17 protein-coding genes are annotated in these 16,536 nt (G+C 72.7%); 12 read left to right on the forward strand and 5 right to left on the reverse strand.

Annotated features, from left to right (window positions below):
* Window positions 1-168: 168 nt before the first annotated feature.
* Window positions 169-1,839 carry an FtsW/RodA/SpoVE family cell cycle protein gene (locus ABT015_RS22140; protein WP_350881604.1) on the forward strand — a complete coding sequence of 557 codons (1,671 nt, stop codon included), beginning with the start codon at window positions 169-171 and terminating at the stop codon, window positions 1,837-1,839.
* Between the two features lie 160 nt (window positions 1,840-1,999).
* Here ABT015_RS22140 and ABT015_RS22145 read toward each other — a convergent pair whose 3' ends face one another.
* Window positions 2,000-3,292 carry a YihY/virulence factor BrkB family protein gene (locus ABT015_RS22145; RefSeq protein ID WP_350881606.1) on the reverse strand — a complete coding sequence of 431 codons (1,293 nt, stop codon included), beginning with the start codon at window positions 3,290-3,292 and terminating at the stop codon, window positions 2,000-2,002.
* A 178-nt stretch (window positions 3,293-3,470) separates the two neighbouring features.
* On the opposite strand from ABT015_RS22145, the gene ABT015_RS22150 reads away from it, so the two are divergent.
* The 11 genes from ABT015_RS22150 (at window position 3,471) to ABT015_RS22200 (ending at window position 13,286) form a co-directional block, all read left to right on the forward strand.
* Window positions 3,471-3,554, forward strand: coding sequence for a putative leader peptide (locus ABT015_RS22150; protein ID WP_347878562.1), 84 nt, complete (start codon window positions 3,471-3,473; stop codon window positions 3,552-3,554).
* Between the two features lie 198 nt (window positions 3,555-3,752).
* The gene (locus ABT015_RS22155) at window positions 3,753-5,477 is read left to right on the forward strand and encodes a nitrite/sulfite reductase (protein ID WP_350881608.1); all 1,725 of its coding nucleotides are present in this window, start codon (window positions 3,753-3,755) and stop codon (window positions 5,475-5,477) included.
* Window positions 5,474-5,710, forward strand: coding sequence for a hypothetical protein (locus tag ABT015_RS22160; RefSeq protein WP_350881610.1), 237 nt, complete (start codon window positions 5,474-5,476; stop codon window positions 5,708-5,710). Before ABT015_RS22155 ends, ABT015_RS22160 begins: the two co-directional genes overlap by 4 nt.
* Window positions 5,691-6,392, forward strand: coding sequence for a phosphoadenylyl-sulfate reductase (locus ABT015_RS22165; protein WP_350881612.1), 702 nt, complete (start codon window positions 5,691-5,693; stop codon window positions 6,390-6,392). The genes ABT015_RS22160 and ABT015_RS22165 overlap by 20 nt, the downstream gene beginning before the upstream one ends.
* 35 nt (window positions 6,393-6,427) lie before the next feature.
* Window positions 6,428-7,024, forward strand: coding sequence for an adenylyl-sulfate kinase (cysC, locus tag ABT015_RS22170; protein WP_350881614.1), 597 nt, complete (start codon window positions 6,428-6,430; stop codon window positions 7,022-7,024).
* The gene (cysD, locus tag ABT015_RS22175) at window positions 7,021-7,962 is read left to right on the forward strand and encodes a sulfate adenylyltransferase subunit CysD (RefSeq protein ID WP_350881616.1); all 942 of its coding nucleotides are present in this window, start codon (window positions 7,021-7,023) and stop codon (window positions 7,960-7,962) included. The genes cysC and cysD overlap by 4 nt, the downstream gene beginning before the upstream one ends.
* A gap of 2 nt (window positions 7,963-7,964) precedes the next feature.
* Window positions 7,965-9,299 carry a sulfate adenylyltransferase subunit 1 gene (locus tag ABT015_RS22180; protein ID WP_350881618.1) on the forward strand — a complete coding sequence of 445 codons (1,335 nt, stop codon included), beginning with the start codon at window positions 7,965-7,967 and terminating at the stop codon, window positions 9,297-9,299.
* 195 nt (window positions 9,300-9,494) lie between these two features.
* Window positions 9,495-10,655, forward strand: a complete 1,161-nt coding sequence (locus tag ABT015_RS22185; RefSeq protein WP_350881620.1) for an aliphatic sulfonate ABC transporter substrate-binding protein — start codon at window positions 9,495-9,497, stop codon at window positions 10,653-10,655.
* Window positions 10,656-10,781: 126 nt separating this feature from the next.
* Window positions 10,782-11,585 (forward strand): ABC transporter ATP-binding protein, encoded by an 804-nt coding sequence (locus ABT015_RS22190; RefSeq protein WP_350881622.1) that lies wholly within the window; start codon window positions 10,782-10,784, stop codon window positions 11,583-11,585.
* A complete protein-coding gene (locus tag ABT015_RS22195; protein WP_350881624.1) occupies window positions 11,572-12,546 on the forward strand; it encodes an ABC transporter permease in 975 nt (324 codons plus the stop codon). Before ABT015_RS22190 ends, ABT015_RS22195 begins: the two co-directional genes overlap by 14 nt.
* A gap of 11 nt (window positions 12,547-12,557) precedes the next feature.
* Entirely contained in the window at window positions 12,558-13,286 is a 729-nt protein-coding gene (locus ABT015_RS22200) for a sirohydrochlorin chelatase (RefSeq protein WP_350881626.1), read from the forward strand.
* Between the two features lie 13 nt (window positions 13,287-13,299).
* Here the strand turns inward: ABT015_RS22200 and ABT015_RS22205 are convergent, their stop codons facing one another.
* The 4 genes from ABT015_RS22205 to ABT015_RS22220 all read right to left on the reverse strand — a co-directional run bounded on the left by ABT015_RS22205 (window position 13,300) and on the right by ABT015_RS22220 (window position 16,242).
* On the reverse strand, window positions 13,300-13,710 hold the full coding sequence (locus ABT015_RS22205) for a PIN domain-containing protein (protein ID WP_350881628.1): 411 nt from the start codon (window positions 13,708-13,710) through the stop codon (window positions 13,300-13,302).
* The gene (locus ABT015_RS22210; RefSeq protein WP_350881630.1) at window positions 13,707-13,928 is read right to left on the reverse strand and encodes a type II toxin-antitoxin system VapB family antitoxin; all 222 of its coding nucleotides are present in this window, start codon (window positions 13,926-13,928) and stop codon (window positions 13,707-13,709) included. Before ABT015_RS22210 ends, ABT015_RS22205 begins: the two co-directional genes overlap by 4 nt.
* A gap of 183 nt (window positions 13,929-14,111) precedes the next feature.
* Complete coding sequence (locus ABT015_RS22215) at window positions 14,112-15,878, reverse strand: DEAD/DEAH box helicase (RefSeq protein WP_350881632.1); 1,767 nt, start codon at window positions 15,876-15,878, stop codon at window positions 14,112-14,114.
* Window positions 15,879-16,035: 157 nt separating this feature from the next.
* Window positions 16,036-16,242 carry a cold-shock protein gene (locus ABT015_RS22220; RefSeq protein WP_350881634.1) on the reverse strand — a complete coding sequence of 69 codons (207 nt, stop codon included), beginning with the start codon at window positions 16,240-16,242 and terminating at the stop codon, window positions 16,036-16,038.
* Window positions 16,243-16,536 lie beyond the last annotated feature (294 nt).

The following is a 16,536-nucleotide window of genomic DNA, read 5'->3' on the forward strand; positions in this document are numbered from 1 at the left end:
TATACCTGCACCTGGACAAAGCTTTACCGGGCCCGGGAAAAGCTTTGCCCAGGCAAAGTTCCGGCCTCGACGGCCCCCGGACCGCAACCGGCGCGGGGCTGTGTTCGTCTGGCAGGATGCACCGTCGGCGATACCGGCCACGCGGGTGATGACAAGGGGACGACAAGGGTGCAAAGCACTGCACGCGGCGAGGGCCGCCGGCTGGCGGCGCGCCACCGCAACATCGAGCTGGGCCTGCTGGCGCTCGCGGTGGCCGTCTGTCTGGCGGGGCACATCGACGCCGATCTGGCACTGACCGGCAAGATGCCGCCCGGGCTGCTGGTCCACGGCCTGGCGCTGGGCGGCCTGGCCGGGGTGGCGCACCTGGCGGTGCGGCGGTTCGCCCCGTACGCGGATCCGCTGATCCTGCCGCTGGGCGTCTTCCTGACCGGCTTCGGGCTGATGCTGCTGGACCGGCTGGACATCTCCTACGCGGCGGCGCACGCCAGGAAGGGCGACTACCAGAAGCTTCCGGCCGCGCCCTCGCAGCTGATGTGGGTGTTCGTCTCGGTCGCGGTGGCGATCGCGCTGATCGCCCTGATCAAGCACCACCGGTTCTTCCAGCGGTACGTGTACCTGCTGATGACAGGGGCGCTGGTCCTGCTGGCGGCGCCCGCGTTCTTCCCGGGCCGGCCGGAGGACTTCGGCGCCAAGCGCTGGATCCGCCTGTTCGGGCTCTCCTTCGAGCCGGACGAGTTCGTGAAGGTCGCGATCACGATCTTCTTCGCCGGGTACCTGATGGCCTCCCGGGACGCGCTCGCGCTGGCCGGCCGGAAGATCTGGGGGATGACCCTGCCGCGCGGGCGGCACGTCGGCCCGGTGCTGGCGATCTGGGTGGTCAGCCTGCTGGTGCTGGTCTTCGAGCGCGACCTCGGCACCTCGCTGATCTTCTTCGGCGTCTTCGTCGTGATGCTGTACGCGGCGACCGAGCGGACCAGCTGGGTGGTGCTCGGCCTGCTGATGGCGGTCGGCGGCGCGGCCGTGGTCGGCACCGTGGAGCCGCACGTGCACGGGCGCGTCGAGGCCTGGCTGCACCCGCTCGACATCTACAAGGAGCACCACGACCCGGCGATCATCTCCGACCAGCCCGCCGAGGCGCTGTTCAGCCTGGGCACCGGGCACCTGACCGGGACGGGCCTGGGCTCGGGGCGGCCGTGGCTGATCGGCTTCGCCGGGCGCAGCGACTTCGTCTTCACCACGATCGGCGAGGAGCTGGGCCTGGCCGGGGTGACGGCGGTGCTGCTGGTGTACCTGCTGCTGGTCCAGCGCGGGCTGCGGACGGCGGTCGGGCTGACCGACCCGTTCGGCAAGCTGCTGGCGACGGGGTTGTCGACGGCGCTGGCGCTGCAGGTGTTCGTGGTGGTCGGCGGGGTGAGCGGGCTGGTGCCGCTGACCGGCAAGGCGCTGCCGTTCCTGGCGGCGGGCGGCTCGTCGCTGCTGGCGAACTGGCTGATCGTGGCGCTGCTGATCAAGCTGAGCGACTCGGCCGGGCGCACGGCGCTGGAGCCGGCGCCGCCGAGCCCCGATCCGCTCCCGGCGCAGGCCGGGCCGGCGGGCCGGTCGGCGGCCCCGGGCGGTCCGGCCGCGATGGATCCGAGCCAGAACCCGAGCCCGACCGCGCCGAGCGGCCCGAATCCGACGGCCCCGGAGCTGACGATCCCACGCCCGGCCGCCCCGGGCCCGGATCCGGACCGGACCGAGGTCAACCCGGCCGCCCCGCACCCCCCGGCCGAGCAGTCCCCGTACGGGTACCACCAGGCCCCGCAGTACCCCTTCCCGCCCGACCCGGCGACCGCCTGACCCTGCGCCGGCCGCCCTCCGGGCAACGACGAACCGGCGAACCGACGAACCGGCGCCACGCGACGACCGGACGTCAGGAGACGACGAACGGCACAGGGCCTCCCCCGCGGGATGCGGGGGAGGCCCTGTGCCGTTCGTCGTCCTGCCCGGAGCCCTGCCGCTACGGCCGCTCCCACGGCGGCCGGGGCGGGTAGTCGGGCGCCCGCCGTTCCGGCGGCGGCCCGGACGGCCGGTCGCTGTCCGGCGGGGGCGGGCCGGGCCGGTGGTGGGGCCCGCCACGGGCGGTGAGCCGGCCGCGGACGTTGTCGGCGGCCAGGACGTCGGCCCAGCGCTCCGGGTACTCGGCGGGGACGTCGACGTCGTCGCCGTCCTCCTCGCCCCACTCCTCCTCGGCGCCTTCGGCGAGGCCGAGTTCGCGGGCGCGCCGGGCCCGTTCGGCGGCGCGCCGGGCGGCGACCTCGCGGACCACGGCGGCGGCGGCCTCCTCCTGGGCGCGCTCGTTCTCGGCGCGGGCGTCGGCGGTCTCCAGGGTGGGCCAGCGGCGGTCTATGGCGGCGTTCATGGCGGCGCCGATGAGGACGGCCAGGGCGACCACGAAGATCCACAGCAGTACGGCCACCGGCGCGGCCAGCGAGCCGTACACCGAGGGGACCTCGACCGAGCTGACCAGGTAGATCCGCAGGGCGACGCTGCAGACGACCAGCACCACCAGGGCGACCAGGGCGCCGGGCACGTCCTCGCGCCAGGGCGTGGAGACGGGAACGGCCAGGTGGTAGAGGGTGGTGAGGGAGACGATCAGCAGCACGATGGCGACCGGCCAGTAGGCGGCGCCGACCAGTCCGGCGACGCCGGGCACGGCGTTCTCGATGAGTCCGGGGCCGGCCATCAGCAGCGGCAGCACCAGGGAGCTGATGACGAGGGCGCCGAAGTAGAGGCCGAGGGACATCAGCCGGGTCTTGACGATGCCTCGCTTGCCGTCGAGCCCGTACATGACGGTGATGGTGTCGATGAAGATGTAGAGCGCTCTGGAGCCGGACCACAGCGACAGCAGGAAGCCGATCGAGACGAGGTCGGGCCGGGAGTGGGCGAAGACCTGGTCCAGCAGCGGCACCACGACCTCCTTGACGGACGAGTCCGACAGGACCGTCCCGGAGGCCGAGACGATGTCGTGCTTGAGCCGGTCGATGGTGCCGGCGCCGAGGAACTCGTCGAGGTAGCCGAGGGTGCCGGCCAGGCCGAGGAGCAGCGGTGGGATCGACAGCAGGGTGAAGAAGGCCGCCTCGGCGGCGAGTCCGGTGACCCGGTACTCGACGCAGGTGTTGGTGGTGTCCTTGACCAGCTCCCACGCCGTGCGGCGCCAGGCGGCCTGTTTGGCCGCGCGTCGGGAGCCCTTGCCCCGGCGCCGGGAGGGCCGTTCGGGGTTCGGTCTGCTCGTCTCGCCTGCTGCTTGCACGGGTCTAACGGTATCGGGCCGGGGCCGCGCGGTTGATCTCCCCCGGGGTACGGGCGCGTGGACGGACGTCGGGGCGGGGAGCGGCGGGGATTCCCGGTGGTCTCACATAGCGAAACCTCAGCGTCCGCCATTCGGATGTTAGTGGACCGCAAGTCCCGCGCCGTGCCAATCTCTTGCCATGCCGAGCGCCGGAACCACCCTAGTTGGTCGACTCCACGTCGATCTCCTTCGCGTGTCCAGCGCCATCTGTCCGGCGATCTGAGCCCACCCCGCCGCACCACCGCACCCGGCGCCACCCACCTCGCGGTCCCCGCTGGAGCGGACGCGCGGGCGCCCGGCCGGCCACGGTCACTGCTCTCCCCGGACCTGGGAATACCCGCAGGTCACAGCAGCACCGCACCGCCACGTACCCCCAGCGACCCACCCGGCGTCAGAGCCATCTGCCCCGAAGGACTTCACCATGGCCACCACCCCCGAGACCGCCGAGCCCACGGCCGACCGCGCCGCCGCGCGCCGCCCCGCCGCGCCTCGCAAGGTGACCCGTCACCGCGGCGAGGGCCAGTGGGGCATGGGCCACTTCACCCCGCTGAACGCCAACGAGCAGTTCAAGAAGGACGACGACGGTCTCAACGTACGGACACGTATTGAGACGATCTACGCGCACCGGGGCTTCGACTCGATCGACCCCGCCGACCTGCGCGGCCGGATGCGCTGGTGGGGCCTGTACACCCAGCGCAAGGAGGGCATCGACGGCGGCAAGACCGCGATCCTGGAGCCGCACGAGCTCGACGCCGAGTACTTCATGCTGCGCGTGCGGGTCGACGGCGGCCGGCTGACCGTCGCCCAGCTGAAGGCGATCGCCGAGGTCTCCGAGCAGTACGCCCGTAACACCGCCGACCTGACCGACCGCCAGAACGTCCAGTACCACTGGATCCGGATCGAGGACGTCCCGGCGATCTGGCAGAAGCTGGAGGCCGTCGGCCTGTCCACCACCGAGGCCTGCGGCGACACCCCGCGCGTCATCCTCGGCTCCCCGGTGGCCGGCATCGCCGAGGACGAGATCATCGACGGCACCCCCGCCATCGAGGAGATCCAGCGCCGCTTCATCGGCAACAAGGACTTCTCCAACCTGCCGCGCAAGTTCAAGTCCGCCGTCTCCGGCTCCCCGCTGCTGGACGTCGCGCACGAGATCAACGACGTCGCCTTCGTCGGCGTGGTCCACCCCGAGCACGGCCCCGGCTTCGACCTGTGGGTCGGCGGCGGGCTGTCCACCAACCCCAAGCTGGGCGTGCGCCTGGGCGCCTGGGTCCCGTTGGACGAGGTCGCCGACGTCTACGGCGGCGTCATCGGCATCTTCCGCGACTACGGCTACCGCCGGCTGCGCAACCGCGCCCGGCTGAAGTTCCTGGTCGCCGACTGGGGCGTGGAGAAGTTCCGCCAGGTGCTGGAGGACGAGTACCTCGGGTACCGGCTGGTCGACGGTCCCGCGCCGCAGGAGCCCAGCGGCCGCTGGCGCGACCACGTCGGTGTCCACCGGCAGAAGGACGGCCGGTACTACATCGGCTTCGCGCCGCGCGTCGGCCGGGTCGACGGCCGGCTGCTCGGCCAGATCGCCGACCTCGCCGCCGCGCACGGCAGCGACCGGCTTCGCACCACCGCCGAACAGAAGATGCTGGTCCTCGACATCGCCGAGGACCAGGTCGACTCGGTGGTGGCCGGCCTGGAAGCGCTGGACCTGCGGGTCACCCCGTCGCCGTTCCGCCGCGGCACCATGGCGTGCACCGGCATCGAGTACTGCAAGCTCGCCATCGTCGAGACCAAGGAGCGCGGCCGCACGCTCATCGACGAGTTGGAGAAGCGCCTGCCGGACTTCGCCGAGCCGCTGACCATCAACATCAACGGCTGCCCGAACGCCTGCGCCCGCATCCAGGTCGCCGACATCGGCCTCAAGGGCCAGCTCGTCCCGGACGGCAACGGCGAGCAGGTCGAGGGCTACCAGGTGCACCTGGGCGGCGCGCTCGGCCTGGAGGCCGGGTTCGGCCGCAAGGTCCGCGGCCTCAAGGTCACCAAGGACGACCTGCCCGACTACGTCGAGCGCGTCCTGACCCGCTACCAGGCCGACCGCACCGAGGGCGAGCGCTTCGCCCAGTGGGCGGCCCGGGCCGGCGAGGAGCAGCTGTCGTGAGCGAACGCGCCGCGCCGTTCTTCTGCCCGTACTGCGGGGACGAGGACCTGCGCCCCTCCGAGGCCGGGCACGGCGCCTGGGAGTGCCACGGGTGCCGCCGCGCCTTCCAGCTGAAGTTCCTCGGCCTGCTGTCCCCGACCGCCTCGGCCGCGACTGCGACTGCGGCCCATGCGAATTCGGCCAACTCGACTGCGAACGACGGGGGTTCGTCCGGTGACCAGCGCGACGACTGACTACCAGGAGATAGCCGTCCGGGCCGGCCGCGAGCTGGAGGAGGCGACGCCCCGGGAGATCCTGGCCTGGGCCGCCGACACCTTCGGCCGCCGCTTCTGCGTCACCTCCTCGATGGAGGACGCGGTCGTCGCCCACCTCGCCTCCTCGGTGTTCCCCGGAGTGGACGTGGTGTTCCTGGACACCGGCTACCACTTCCCGGAGACCATCGGCACCCGGGACGCGGTGGCCGCGACCATGCCGGTCAACGTCATCACCCTCAGGCCGCTGCGCACCGTGGCCGAGCAGGACGCCGAGCACGGGCCGCACCTGCACGACCGCGACCCGGACCTGTGCTGCTCGCTGCGCAAGGTCGAGCCGCTCAACCGCGGCCTCGGCGGCTACGACGCCTGGGCGACGGGGCTGCGCCGCGACGAGTCCCCGAGCCGGGCGGACACCCCGGTGGTGTCCTGGGACGCCCGGCGCCGCAAGGTCAAGATCGCCCCGATCGCCCGGTGGACGCAGGAGGACGTGGACGCCTACGTCGCCGCCCACGGGGTGCTGCTCAACCCGCTGCTGTGGGAGGGCTACACCTCGATCGGCTGCTCGCCGCTGTCCTGCACCCGCAAGCCCGCCGAGGGCGAGGACGCCCGGGCCGGGCGCTGGTCCGGCTCCGGCAAGACCGAGTGCGGCATCCACCTCTGACCCACCCCCCCACTACCGACGAAGGACTTGAGACTGTGACAGCTCACACCCGGGCCGCCGACGGAGCCGCGGAGGCGGCCCCCGCGGCCGCCCCCTGCGAGCGCGGCGCCACCGTGTGGCTGACCGGGCTGCCGAGCGCGGGCAAGACCACGCTCGCCTTCGCGCTGGCCGGACGGCTGCGCGCCGAGGGCCACCAGGTCGAGGTCCTGGACGGCGACGAGATCCGCGAGTTCCTCTCCAAGGGCCTCGGCTTCTCCCGCGAGGACCGGCACACCAACGTGACCCGGATCGGCTTCGTCGCCGAGAGGCTGGCCGCCCACGGCGTCAAGGTGCTCGCCCCGGTGATCGCCCCGTTCGCCGACTCGCGCGCCGCGGTGCGCGAGCGGCACGCGGCGGCCGGCACCGAGTTCCTGGAGGTCCACGTCGCCACCCCCGTCGAGCTGTGCGCCGAACGCGACGTCAAGGGCCTGTACGCCAAGCAGGCCGCCGGGGAGCTCGCCGGGCTGACCGGCGTGGACGACCCGTACGAGGCGCCGGAGAAGCCGGAGCTGCGGATCCAGACCCAGGGCCGCGCGGTCGCCGAGTCCGCCGCCGAGCTGCACGCCTTCCTGACCGAGAGGGGTCTCGCATGACCACCGCGACCGACGGCCCGGTCCGCACCCACGACGACACCCCCTTCGCGCTGTCCCACCTGGACGCGCTGGAGGCCGAGTCGGTGCACGTCTTCCGCGAGGTCGCGGGGGAGTTCGAGCGCCCGGTGATCCTCTTCTCCGGCGGCAAGGACTCCATCGTCATGCTGCACCTGGCGCTCAAGGCCTTCCACCCGGCCGCCGTGCCGTTCTCGCTGCTGCACGTCGACACCGGCCACAACTTCCCCGAGGTGATCGCCTACCGCGACCGCGTCGTGGCCGAGCACGGCCTGCGCCTGCACGTCGCCCACGTCCAGGACTTCATCGACGACGGCCGGCTGCGCGAGCGCCCCGACGGCACCCGCAACCCGCTGCAGACCGTCCCCCTCCTCGACGCCATCGAGACGAACCGCTTCGACGCCGTCTTCGGCGGCGGGCGCCGCGACGAGGAGAAGGCCCGCGCCAAGGAGCGCGTCTTCTCCCTGCGCGACGAGTTCGGTGCCTGGGACCCGCGCCGCCAGCGCCCCGAACTCTGGTCGCTCTACAACGGCCGGCACGCGGTGGGCGAGCACGTGCGCGTCTTCCCGCTCTCCAACTGGACCGAGCTGGACGTCTGGCAGTACATCGAGCGCGAGGGAATCGACCTCCCGGAGATCTACTACGCCCACGAGCGGGACGTCTTCGCCCGCGCCGGCATGTGGCTGACCGCCGGCGAGTGGGGCGGCCCCAAGGAGAACGAGCCCGTCCAGCGGCGGCTGATCCGCTACCGCACCGTCGGCGACATGTCCTGCACCGGCGCCGTCGACTCCGACGCCACCGACATCCAGGCCGTGATCGCCGAGATCGCCGCCAGCCGCCTCACCGAGCGCGGCGCCACCCGCGCCGACGACAAGCTGTCCGAGGCCGCGATGGAAGACCGCAAGCGCGAGGGGTACTTCTAACCATGACCAGCACCACCCAGGAAGCCACCGCCACGTCGCTGCTGCGCTTCGCCACCGCCGGCTCCGTCGACGACGGCAAGTCCACCCTGGTCGGCCGCCTGCTGCACGACTCCAAGTCCGTGCTCGCCGACCAGCTGGAGGCCGTCGAGCGCGTCTCGCTGGGCCGCGGCCAGGAAGCGCCCGACCTCGCGCTGCTCACCGACGGCCTGCGCGCCGAGCGCGAGCAGGGCATCACCATCGACGTGGCCTACCGCTACTTCGCCACCCCCCGGCGGCGGTTCATCCTCGCCGACACCCCCGGGCACGTGCAGTACACCCGCAACATGGTGACCGGCGCCTCCACCGCCGAACTGGCCGTGGTGCTGGTCGACGCCCGCAACGGCGTCGTCGAGCAGACCCGCCGGCACGCCGCCGTCGCCGCGCTGCTGCGGGTGCCGCACGTCGTGCTGGCCGTCAACAAGATGGACCTGGTCGACTACGCCGAGCCCGTCTTCGCCGCCATCGCCGCCGAGTTCACCGCCTACGCCGCCTCGCTCGGCGTGGGCGACGTGGTGGCCGTGCCGATCTCCGCCCTCGCCGGGGACAACGTCGTCGAGCCGTCCGCGCACATGGACTGGTACGGCGGCCCGACCCTGCTGGAGCACCTGGAGACCGTCCCGGTCGGCAGCGACCCCGGCGCCGAGCCGGCCCGCTTCCCGGTCCAGTACGTGATCCGCCCGCAGAGCGAGGAGCACCCCGACTACCGCGGCTACGCCGGGCAGTTGGCCTCCGGCGTCCTGCGCGTCGGCGACCCGGTGACGGTACTGCCCTCGGGCCACACCACCACCGTCGCCGGGATCGACGCGCTCGGCCGCGAGACCGACCTCGCCTGGGCGCCCCAGTCGGTCACCGTCCGGCTCGCCGACGACCTCGACGTCTCCCGCGGCGACCTGATCGCGGCCGGCGTGATCCCCGTGCCCACCAGGGACATCGAGGCCACCGTCAGCCACCTCGACGAGCGCCCGCTGCGCGCCGGGGACAAGGTCCTGCTCAAGCACACCACCCGCACCGTGCGCGCGCTGGTCAAGGACATCACCTACCGCATCGCCCTGCCGACCAAGGCGGGCGACACCCTCGAACAGCGCTCCGGCGCCGAGGGGTTGAACGTCAACGACCTCGGCCACGTGGTGCTGCGCACCGCCGAGCCGCTGGCGCTCGACGCCTACTCCGACAACCGCCGCACCGGCTCGTTCCTGCTGATCGACCCGGCCGACGGCACCACCCTCACCGCCGGCATGGCGGGCGAGGCCTTCGCGACCGTACGCGCCACCGAACCCGCTGAGGAGGACTGGGTCTGATGCCCAGCGAGGCGTTCTCGGACATGGACAAGGAAGGCGGCCGCATCGGCAGCGGCGTCCTCGGCAGCGGCCAGGGCGGCCTGACCCGATGTGCGGGCCGACAGCGCTGAGTTGCGACCCCCGGCCGCCCCGACGGGCGACCGCCACGTCCCCGAGACCGCCTCCTGACGGTCCGTCGATGAACAGGACTTCACCATGGCACCGAACCTGGCCCCCTCGCATACCCACGCCCGCCCCGACGCCGGCCGGATCAGACGCTCCGCGGTGGCCGCGGTGGCCGGCCTGACCGCCGTGACCCTGCTGTCGGCGTGCAGCTACGGCTCCAAGGCGGACGACAGGAAGCCGGGCGCCGACTCCGCCGCCGGTTCGGCCGGCGCCTCCGGCGCGAAGCTGTCCGCGGACACCGTGAAGATCGGCTACTTCGCGAACCTGACCCACGGCACCGCCCTGGTCGGCCTCCAGGAGGGGCTGTTCCAGAAGGAGTTGGGCACCACCCAGATCAAGACCCAGGTCTTCAACGCGGGCCCGTCCGAGATCGAGGCGCTCAACGCCGGCTCCATCGACATCGGCTGGATCGGCCCCTCCCCCGCGATCAACGGCTACACCAAGTCCGACGGCCAGTCCCTGAAGATCATCGGCGGCTCGGCCTCCGGCGGGGTCAAGCTGGTGGTCAACCCGGACAAGATCTCCTCGCTGGACGACCTCAAGGGCAAGAAGATCGCCACCCCGCAGCTGGGCAACACCCAGGACGTGGCGCTGCTCAACTACCTGGCCGGCAAGGGCTACAAGGTCGACGCGGCGTCCGGCGCCGGCGACGTCTCGGTGGTGCGCACCGACAACAAGGTCACCCCCGACGCCTACCGGCAGGGCTCCATCGACGGCGCCTGGGTGCCCGAGCCCACCGCCTCCAAGCTGGTCACCCTCGGCGCGAAGGTCCTGCTCAACGAGAAGGACGTCTGGCCGGACAAGAAGTTCGTGATCACCAACATCATCGTCTCGCAGAAGTTCCTCAAGGAGCACCCGGACGTGGTGGAGGCCATGCTGCGCGGCTCGGTGAACACCAACGCCTTCATCAAGGCCAACCCGGACAAGGCCAAGGCCGACGCCAACGACGCGATCAAGAAGGAGGCCGGCAACGCGCTGGAGCCGGCCATCCTCGACCCGGCCTGGGCCGACATCGACTTCCTCGACGACCCGCTGGCGAACACCCTCCAGGCCGAGGCCGACCACGCCGTCACCGCCGGGCTGCTCAAGAAGCCCAACCTGAACGGCATCTACGACCTCACCCTGCTCAACAAGGTGCTCGCGGCCAAGGGACAGGGCCCCGTGGCGGACGCCGGACTCGGCGCCAAGTAGCTCCGCGGTCCGGACCCCCGCCCACCCGGTCGATCCGCGATCGATGCCCACCGGGACGGGCGGGGCCGGGCCCCGGCCCCCACTCCGCCAGCCCTCAGCCAGACCACTCACGCAGGAGGTGTCCGGATGACCCCGGCACTGACCACCTCGGCGGACACCGCCGGCGCCGACGCCGGCGGCGCCGCGCCCGCCGTCCGGATCTCGCACGTGCACAAGTCCTTCGGCCGCCCGGGCGCGCAGACCCACGTCCTGGACGACATCACCCTCGACGTCGCGCCCGGCGAGTTCGTCACCCTGCTCGGCGCCTCGGGCTGCGGCAAGTCCACCCTGCTCAACCTGGTCGCCGGCCTTGACCAGCCCACCGCCGGCGCCATCGAGGTCCCGGGCGGCCGCCCCGCGCTGATGTTCCAGGAGCACGCGCTGTTCCCCTGGCTCACCGCCGGCCGCAACATCGAACTCGCCCTCAAGCTGGCCGGCGTCCCCCGCCCCGAGCGCCGCGCCGAGGCCGAGCGCCTGCTCGAACTCGTCCGCCTCAAGGGCTCGTACGGCAAGCGCGTGCACGAGCTGTCCGGCGGCATGCGCCAACGCGTCGCGATGGCCCGCGCGCTCGCCCAGGGCAGCCAGGTGCTGCTGATGGACGAGCCGTTCGCCGCGCTCGACGCCATCACCCGCGACGTGCTGCACGACGAGATCACCCGGATCTGGGCCGAGCGGCAGCTGTCCGTCCTGTTCGTCACCCACAACGTGCGCGAGGCCGTGCGCCTGGCCCAGCGCGTCGTCCTGCTCTCCTCCCGCCCCGGCCGGGTCGCCCGCGAGTGGCGGATCGACCTGCCGCAGCCGCGCCGCATCGAGTCCACCGGCGTCGCCGACCTGTCCATCGAGATCACCGAAGAACTGCGTGGGGAGATCCGTCGCCATGGCCAGCACTGACCGCACCCCGGTCCTGGAGAAGGCCGACAAGGCCGACAAGGCCGACAAGGCCGACAAGGCCGACAAGGCCGACAAGGCCGACAAGGCCGACCGGGCCGCCGCCACGGACACCGCCGGGGTCGGCGCCGGCCTGGACGCCCTCGACGCCGTCTCCGCCCAGCGCGGCTCGCTCGGCGAGGCGCTGCGGAGCAAGGCCCTGCCGCCGCTGATCGGCGTCCTCGTCGTGCTCGCCCTGTGGCAGGGCGCCTACAGCCTGCACCTCACCTCCGCCTACAAGCTGCCCAGCCCGACCGACGTGTGGCACTCCGCCCAGGAGCTCTGGTACCAGGGCACGCTGTTCTCGATCATCTGGACCAGCGTCTGGCGCGGCCTGTCCGGCTTCCTGCTCGCCGTCGTCATCGGCACCCCGATCGGGCTGGTCGTCGCCCGCGTCCGGCCCGTGCGCACCGCCATCGGCCCGGTCCTCCAGGGCCTGCAGTCGCTGCCCTCGGTCGCCTGGGTGCCGGCCGCGGTCATCTGGCTCGGCATCAACGACCAGATGATGTACGCGGTGATCCTGCTCGGCGCCGTCCCCTCCATCGCCAACGGCCTGGTCGCCGGCATCGACCAGGTGCCGCCGCTGTTTCTGCGGGCCGGCCGCACCATCGGCGCCACCGGCCTGACCGGCGCCCGGCACGTGCTGATCCCCGCCGCGCTGCCCGGCTACCTGGCCGGCCTCAAGCAGGGCTGGGCGTTCTCCTGGCGCTCCCTGATGGCCGCCGAACTCGTCGCCTCCTCCCCCGACCTCGGCCGGGGCCTGGGCCGGTTCCTGGAGGACCAGCGCGAGTTCTCCGACATGTCCGGAGTGCTGCTCGGCATCATCCTGATCCTGTTCGTCGGCATCGCCATCGAACTGCTCGTCTTCACCCCGGTCGAACGCCGGGTGCTGCGCAACCGCGGCCTGCTGGCCGCCGTCAAGTAAGGCCGACGCCGATGCCCGCCCTCCTGCTGATCGCCCACGGCAGCCGCGACCCGCGGCACGCCGCGACCGTGGCCGCACTGGTCCAGGAGGTGCGGGCGCTGCGCCCCGGGCTGGACGTCGCCACCGCCTACCTGGACCACTGCGCGCCGCGCATCCCGCAGGTCGTCGGGCGGCTCGACGACGCGGTGGCCGTCCCGCTGCTGCTCAACCGGGCCTACCACGCCAAACACGACGTCCCGGCCGCCCTGCGCACGGCCGGCGCGGCCCTGCCCGTCGCCGCCGTCCTGGGCCCGTCGCCGCTGCTGCTCGCCACCCTGGACCGCCGCCTCGCCGAGGCCGGGGTGGACGTGCGCTCGGCCGCCGTCCGCGCCCGCACCGGCGTGGTGCTCGCGGCGGCCGGCTCCTCCGACCCGGCCGCCGACGCCGCCACCCGCGCGGTGGCCGCCGGGTGGCGCCGCAGCCGCGGCTGGGCCGCCGTCGAGGTGGCCTACGCCTCCGCCACCGGCCCGCGCGTGCCCGACGCCCTGGCCGCCCTGCGCGCCGCGGGCGCCGCCCGCACCGCCGTCTCCCCCTACCTGCTGGCCCCGGGCCTCCTGCCCGACCGCATCGCCGAGGCCGCCGCCGGAGCGGACGCCGTCGCCGCCGTCCTGGGCCCCGCCCCCGAACTCGCGACCCTCCTTCTGGAGCGCTACGACGAGGCGCGTACGGCTGCCGCGATGCCCCGGACGCTCACTGCCTGACCACGGGGCCGGCTCACTCGTGATCGAGGATGCTGTGCTCGCTCAGGTCGGCGGCGTGCCGCGCCACCGTGCGGTAGCCCGCATCGTCGTGGAGGACCGTGAGGCCGTGGTGCGCGGCCGTCGCCGCGATCATGAGGTCGACCGCGGAGGCACTACGGTGCTGCCCGGCGAGGGCCATACGCCGCTGAACCGTGTCGATCCAGCGCCCAGCGTTCTTCGGTACCGAGACGTCCGGGTACAGGTCGGCGAACATCTCGGTGATCTCGTCGTACTCCCGGCCGCTGCGCGCGTTGTACAGAAACTCTGCGCGCTGCGGGTAGCACGACGCGATCGACCCTGCGTCGATCGCGTCGTACCAGACGGCCAGGAGCTTGGGCTCGCCCAACAACCGGACGAGTCCGGAGGTGTCGAGGAGATAGATCACCGGGCGTCCTTCTCTGCTCGGTGCATCCGCTCTGCGTCCTCGACGGCTCCCCAGTGCCGAGCCCGCTCGAAATGCCGGCTGATCCGGGCAGCACGTTCCTGCCGCTCGGCGTAGAAGCGCAGTGCCAGGTTGACGGCGTCCTTCTTGGTCCGAACTCCGGCGAGCGTCATTGCTCGTTCCAGCGCGTCATCATCGATGTCGATCTGTGTCACGGACATCCGGATACCTCCGTCGATCGATGGTGGTGATGTACATAACATTGCACATGACCAACATCAACGGAGGTTCGCCCGGGTCGGACCGCCGCGAGGTGACGGCGTCCGTCGGACGGACGGGCCCGCGACGAAACGGCCCGGCCCCCTCGGTGCGAGGGGGCCGGGCCGTCGGTGGTTCGCCGGGGGTTAGTCGAAGGCGCGGCGCTGGCGGCCGGTGCCGTAGTTGGAGCCGGACTTGGCGCCGCTGCCGGGCTTGGCGCGGCCGGAGGAGCGGCCGATGAAGCCGGCCGCCTGGGGGCGGTCGCCCTGGGCGGCGGCGCCGCCCAGGCGCTGCTTGGGGCGGGGGCGGCGCGGGTTGCCGTTCATGTCGACGTCGGCGGGCAGCGCGGAGCGCTTGCCGGGACGGCGGCGCGGGTTGCCGGACTTGGCGTCGGCCTTGGCGGCGGGGGCCTCGGCGGGCGCGGGGACGGCGACGGCGACCGCGACGCCGCTGGGGGTGCGGGCGCCGGTGATCTTGGCGAGGTCGGCGTCGCCGGGGCGGACCTTGGTGACGGTGGGGCGGATGCCCGCGACCGTCATCAGCCGGTTGACCTCGCGGCGCTGCTCGGGCAGGACGAGGGTGACGACGGTGCCGGACTCGCCGGCCCGGGCGGTGCGGCCGCCGCGGTGCAGGTAGTCCTTGTGGTCGACCGGCGGGTCGACGTTGACGACCAGGTCGAGGCCTTCGATGTGGATGCCTCGGGCGGCGACGTTGGTGGCGATCAGCGCGGTGACGTGGCCGTCCCGGAACTGGTCGAGGACCCGGTTGCGCTGCGGCTGGGACTTGCCGCCGTGCAGGGCCGCGGCCCGGACACCGGTGGCGAGCAGCTGCTTGGCGAGGCGGTCGGCGCCGTGCTTGGTGTGCACGAACATGATCACGCGCCCGTCGCGGGAGGCGATATGCGCGGTGGTGGACGCCTTGTCGGCCTGGTCCAGCTGGAGGACGTGGTGGTCCATGGTGGTGACCGCGCCGGCCGACGGGTCGACCGAGTGGGTGACCGGGTCGGTGAGGAAACGCTTGACGAGGCGGTCGACGTTGCGGTCCAGGGTCGCGGAGAACAGCATCCGCTGCCCGCCCTCGGCGACCTGCTCCAGCAGCTTGCTGACCTGCGGGAGGAAGCCCATGTCGGCCATCTGGTCGGCCTCGTCGAGGACGGTGATGGCGACGTCGGACAGGTTGACGTCACCGCGGCCGATCAGGTCGTCGAGCCGGCCGGGGGTGGCGACCAGGACCTCGGTGCCACGGCGGACGGCGTTGGCCTGGCGGTTGATCGACATGCCGCCGACGACGGTGGTGATCCGCAGGTTGACGGCGGTCGCGTAGGGGGTGAGCGCGTCGGTGACCTGCTGGGCGAGCTCGCGGGTGGGCACCAGGACGAGCGCCAGCGGGTAGCGGGCGACGGCGCGGCGCCCGGCGGTGCGGGCGAGCAGCGGCAGGCCGAAGGCGAGGGTCTTGCCGGAGCCGGTGCGGCCGCGGCCGAGCACGTCGCGGCCGGCGATCGAGTCGGGCAGCGTGGCGCCCTGGATCGGGAACGGCGCGGTGACGCCCTCGCGGGTGAGGGTGCTGAGGATGCCCTTGGGCAGGTCCAGTTCGGCGAAGGTGTCCGCCGGGGGCCGGGCCGGGGTGCCCTCGACGACGGTGAAGTCGGCGGCCTCGGGCACGGCGGCGGCGCGGGTGTTCTTGGGGGCGCCGGTGCGGCCGCGCGGCTTGCGGGCGCGCTCGGCGTCGCCGGTGGCGCGCGGGTTCTCGCCGCGGCGGGCGCGGTCGGCGGTGCCGGTGCGGCCGGCGCTCTCGCCACGGCCGGTGTTCTCGCCGCGGCCGGCGCCGGCGCTGCGGCGCGGGTTCTCGCCACGGCGGGCCTGGTCGGTGGTGCGGGCGGCACGGTCACGCGGCGGGCGGGCAGGGGTGGTCACGAAGTCTCCGTACGTCGGTCGGCAGCCCCGGGTGGGGGCTGGTCGGCCGTCGGTGGGAAATTCGCCGCCCCGGCCGTACGGCGGCATGCGCGGGGGCCCGCACCGTGTGGTACGGGCCCCCGCTTCGCGAGATCGCGAGTCAGCGTGGAGGCTGACGTCAGCCGATGACGCGGATGTTCTCGGCCTGCGGGCCCTTCTGGCCCTGGGTCACGTCGAACTCGACGGCCTGGCCCTCAACGAGCTCACGGAAGCCGTTGGCCTGGATGTTCGAGTAGTGCGCGAACACGTCCGGGCCGCCCTCGGCCTGCTCGATGAAGCCGAAGCCCTTTTCGCTGTTGAACCACTTCACGGTGCCGGTAGCCATAACCGTCTCCTCAAAAAACTGGGGCATCAGGGATTCACACCGCGTGAACCCCGGAGTAGCCGCGATCCCCATCCGGAGACTGAAACACCGGACAAAACAAATGCGCCTGTTGGTTGGACCAGCAGGCGCACACATACGTTCATGGGAACCAAAACTGCAACTGGGTCGACTGTAGCACGGCGACACCCCGATTGACCGGGGACTTTTGTGCTCAACAGATCACGTTTGACGGCCAGGGAAAGAGGGCAAGCGGCGCCCCGCCGAAGCGGGACGCCGCCTGTGTGGCGCGTCGGT

It is taken from the genome of Kitasatospora sp. NPDC094016 (assembly GCF_040304045.1).
Classification (GTDB): domain Bacteria; phylum Actinomycetota; class Actinomycetes; order Streptomycetales; family Streptomycetaceae; genus Kitasatospora.

Bases quoted from the DNA above. Each gene is read 5' to 3' on its own strand.
- ABT015_RS22200 (WP_350881626.1), top strand. From the start codon at position 12,558: ATGCCCGCCCTCCTGCTGATCGCCCACGGCAGCCGCGACCCGCGGCAC.
- cysD (WP_350881616.1), top strand. From the start codon at position 7,021: ATGACCACCGCGACCGACGGCCCGGTCCGCACCCACGACGACACCCCC.
- ABT015_RS22150 (WP_347878562.1), top strand. From the start codon at position 3,471: ATGCCGAGCGCCGGAACCACCCTAGTTGGTCGACTCCACGTCGATCTC.
- ABT015_RS22180 (WP_350881618.1), top strand. From the start codon at position 7,965: ATGACCAGCACCACCCAGGAAGCCACCGCCACGTCGCTGCTGCGCTTC.
- ABT015_RS22155 (WP_350881608.1), top strand. From the start codon at position 3,753: ATGGCCACCACCCCCGAGACCGCCGAGCCCACGGCCGACCGCGCCGCC.
- ABT015_RS22220 (WP_350881634.1), bottom strand. From the start codon at position 16,242: ATGGCTACCGGCACCGTGAAGTGGTTCAACAGCGAAAAGGGCTTCGGC.
- ABT015_RS22185 (WP_350881620.1), top strand. From the start codon at position 9,495: ATGGCACCGAACCTGGCCCCCTCGCATACCCACGCCCGCCCCGACGCC.
- ABT015_RS22190 (WP_350881622.1), top strand. From the start codon at position 10,782: ATGACCCCGGCACTGACCACCTCGGCGGACACCGCCGGCGCCGACGCC.
- ABT015_RS22195 (WP_350881624.1), top strand. From the start codon at position 11,572: ATGGCCAGCACTGACCGCACCCCGGTCCTGGAGAAGGCCGACAAGGCC.
- ABT015_RS22210 (WP_350881630.1), bottom strand. From the start codon at position 13,928: ATGTCCGTGACACAGATCGACATCGATGATGACGCGCTGGAACGAGCA.